Consider the following 3,263-nt stretch of genomic DNA (forward strand, 5'->3'; position numbering starts at 1 on the left):
AAAGAAGTTCTAACTTTGAAGAATAATTTATTCAATTTGAAAATCAAATTAATTTTTTCAATTATTTTATTAGTGAATGTATTGAATTGCATGGCTCAAATGCAATTACCTATGGGCATTCGTGGAGCTACTTCGGTTGAAACTGAAATACCATACGTTTACCAACTGCAAGGAAAAAATTTACAAGCTGGCAATTGGAATATTGTACCCAAAAATAGTGGCGAAATATTATTTATTGATTCTTTACAATCAGTAACTATAAAATGGAAAAAATACAGTAGTAAAGCCAAATTAGAATGGAGTCCGATTCAAAATTCAAACATTAGTTTAGCCACTGATATTACCATAAAAGCTTGTAACGAAACAGAAAAAAATTGCTTGTTTAATCAAGCCCTAAAATCAGGAATGGTAAATGCTTCATCAGTTCTACAAAATGGAGTTTGGATAAAATATCAATGCGATACCAGCAATACAATGAAAGTAGAACTCCAATTAGATGAAAGTTATAAGCATTTATTAACCGCTGAAAAAACAAGTAACATAAAATGGTTTTTTGAAAACAAAGAAATTGGTGAGGGTGAAAAAATAGTAGCCTATATCCCATCAGGAAATCAGAAAATCACATTTAAAATACCTGATTCCATAAATAGTAATGAATTAAATTTATCTATCCCAAATGCTTCGTTTTTAAGAGTAAATGGTATTCCGAAACAACCTATTTGTGTTGGTAATATTTTAAATATTGAAGCTAATGCAACAGATAACAGAAAATTATTATTTACCAAATGGATGATGAATGAAGATTGGTTTTGGTTTGAACATGTTAGCACCAAAATAAAGAACCCAAAATCAGGTAATATTACTACAGTAAACATAGCAAGCATTGATGAATATGGTTGTGTAAATGAATTATCAAATGATTTTGTAGTATCAAATGGTTTTGGTTTACAGGTTACTACAATATTTTCAAAAGCATTACCTGATAGTATCGCATTATTGCAAACTGATACAGTTGGCATCATTCAATCTTCTGTATTTGGTGGTACACCACCTTATCAATATGAATGGAAAGAAAAAGAAAAATTCAATGGTACAACTTTTAGTACCATCCCCACTCTAAAAACATCGAACACAAACATTGAATATTTTCAATTACAAATTACTGATAAATATGGTTGTAAAGCCATCAGTAATGCTTCTTTGAATCCTATTATTTTTAGAGAGCGATATAAAAAATGGTTGATTAAAAAGGCAATGTGGTAAAAAATAGGAGGTTTTTTTCTTAGAATAATACAGATTTTTGCATTATCAATCGAAGAGGAAGTGGGCTCTGCTGGAGAGCAACTCATCAGCAATAGATTGATGTGTGACGGAATAAAAAAGGTCAACTAAAAAAAGGAGCTTTTATTAGCTCCTTTTTAGTTTATATTCTTGAACACCTTTGGCTAAAAAAACTTATTTCGACTGGTTGTTTTTAAAGTGTAAGTACCATTTAATGAAGTTCTTTTTTGCTTCGAATCGAAGACCACGGTGCAGGGTTAGTTTTTCTTTTAGATGAGAAAAATAACTCTCTAATCGATTAGTGGTATAGGGTATTTCTGCATCATCTAAATAACAAAACATATTGGGTAAAGCCGCCATCAGCAATGAACAGGCTGCATGTAGATTTTTATGAGTGTACCAATATCGACCTGTAGTTTCTTGTTTACTTTGAGCATTAATAAACGATTCGTTGGCTGTATAAAAATCATAAAACAGCTTCAACCATTCGTTTCGCTGTTCGTGTGTTTTAATAGCTGTTATTTGTGCAGCAATTTGCAACAATGCTCTTGATTGTGGTAACTTAGGATGTTGGCTCAAATAGTTTTTTACTTGCCTTTTTACATGTACCAAACAGCGTTGCAAATAGACATCTGGAAAGGCTTTTCGAACGGCTTTTAAGATAGCTTTGTGACCATCACAAGTAACGCTGTAAACCTCTACACCCAACTCCTTTAGGTTCTCCAGGTCTTCCTTTATTTCCCTGTATTTCTCTTGGTTTGTTTCTCGATATAGTTGTACATAACGAATGTCGTGGTCGTAGTATAAAATCAAACACAACTTATTGGTAAAGTAACTGCCATCAATGAGCAAATGCACTTTCTTCTTACTGCGGATGGCTACTGTTGGAGCCTCCTTTAAATAGGCTCTGAACAAGCATTGCAGCTTACTTTGGCTCATGCCGCTATCTCTAGTCAAGTACTTATATACCTGCCGTTCTATTATCCATTTTTTAAACCAAACAAACTGATTCGAAGCTTTTACGCTTTCGTTTCTAATGGTAAAACTCATACCACAGGCCGAACATTTAAATCGTTGCTTACCTCTTTGAATACCTCGTTTCTGTATTCGATTTGAACTACATGATGGACACTTTTTATTGCTTTTTTTTCATCCACAAAAAAAGGATAATGAAACCACTTTCATTATCCTTTCTTCTATTGCTTTAACAGTATACGTTTCAGCCGATTTTATATCCTATTTTTTACCACATTATCTTAATTTTATTGATTAAAACTTTATAATCACAAAAAAAGCTGTTGGTACATTCATCCCAAAACCACTATGGCTAGAGGTATTTGACGTAGTGGTAAATGTATTATTTCCAAATCCATTATCTGAAGAAGTAGTCCCTGAAAAACTTTCACTCCCCGATGTAAAAGCAAGACTTGCCTCAGTTCCTAGGCTTAATTTTGACGTAATTGCAAAGCTCAATGCAGCTCGTAAAGCCCCACCCATTGAACTTGAATTATCTGTAGTTTTTGATGTACTAACAAATGCAGTCCCAAAACTTTGAACTGTTTTAACATCAGAAGTACTTTTGTTACTATTCATTAATCCATCAATGCCTACAAGTGCATTCCATTTTGGATGAAGTACAAAGCGCTTCTCAATACCAAGTCTTACATTCATTGCTTGAGTAGATCTTTTATCAAAACCTCCTAAAACATCCGATGAAGCGTTGTTAGAAGTTGTTAATCCCAATCCCGTTGCTAAGCCCCAACCTTTTCTGTTATTGATGGCATAAGTAAATAAATATGGATTGTTTGTAGCTGATGTAGTACCACTTAAATTAAATACCTGACGGATTAATAAATTAGATTGAACGCCAACATAGTGTTTAAATTTGGGTTGAGATAATTCAAGTTCAATGGGTGGGGCTTTACGAGCTGCATTGAGCTTTGCAATTACGTCAAAATTAAGCCTAGGAACTGAGGCAAGTC

Annotated in this window: 3 protein-coding genes; 1 reads left to right on the forward strand and 2 read right to left on the reverse strand. The window is 33.3% G+C overall.

The features are described from left to right. Positions 1 to 1,263 (forward strand): hypothetical protein (locus ACKOWY_RS09970; RefSeq protein WP_408941297.1); only part of this gene is annotated, 1,263 nt, incomplete at its 5' end. A 192-nt stretch (positions 1,264 to 1,455) separates the two neighbouring features. On the opposite strand, the gene ACKOWY_RS09975 is transcribed toward ACKOWY_RS09970, so the two are convergent. Continuing rightward, complete coding sequence (locus ACKOWY_RS09975; protein ID WP_408941298.1) at positions 1,456 to 2,331, reverse strand: transposase; 876 nt, start codon at positions 2,329 to 2,331, stop codon at positions 1,456 to 1,458. A gap of 219 nt (positions 2,332 to 2,550) precedes the next feature. Then, on the reverse strand, positions 2,551 to 3,263 hold a 713-nt coding region (locus ACKOWY_RS09980; RefSeq protein ID WP_408941299.1), incomplete at its 5' end, for a hypothetical protein.

Source organism: Flavobacterium sp. (assembly GCF_046073885.1).
Classification (GTDB): domain Bacteria; phylum Bacteroidota; class Bacteroidia; order Flavobacteriales; family Flavobacteriaceae; genus Flavobacterium.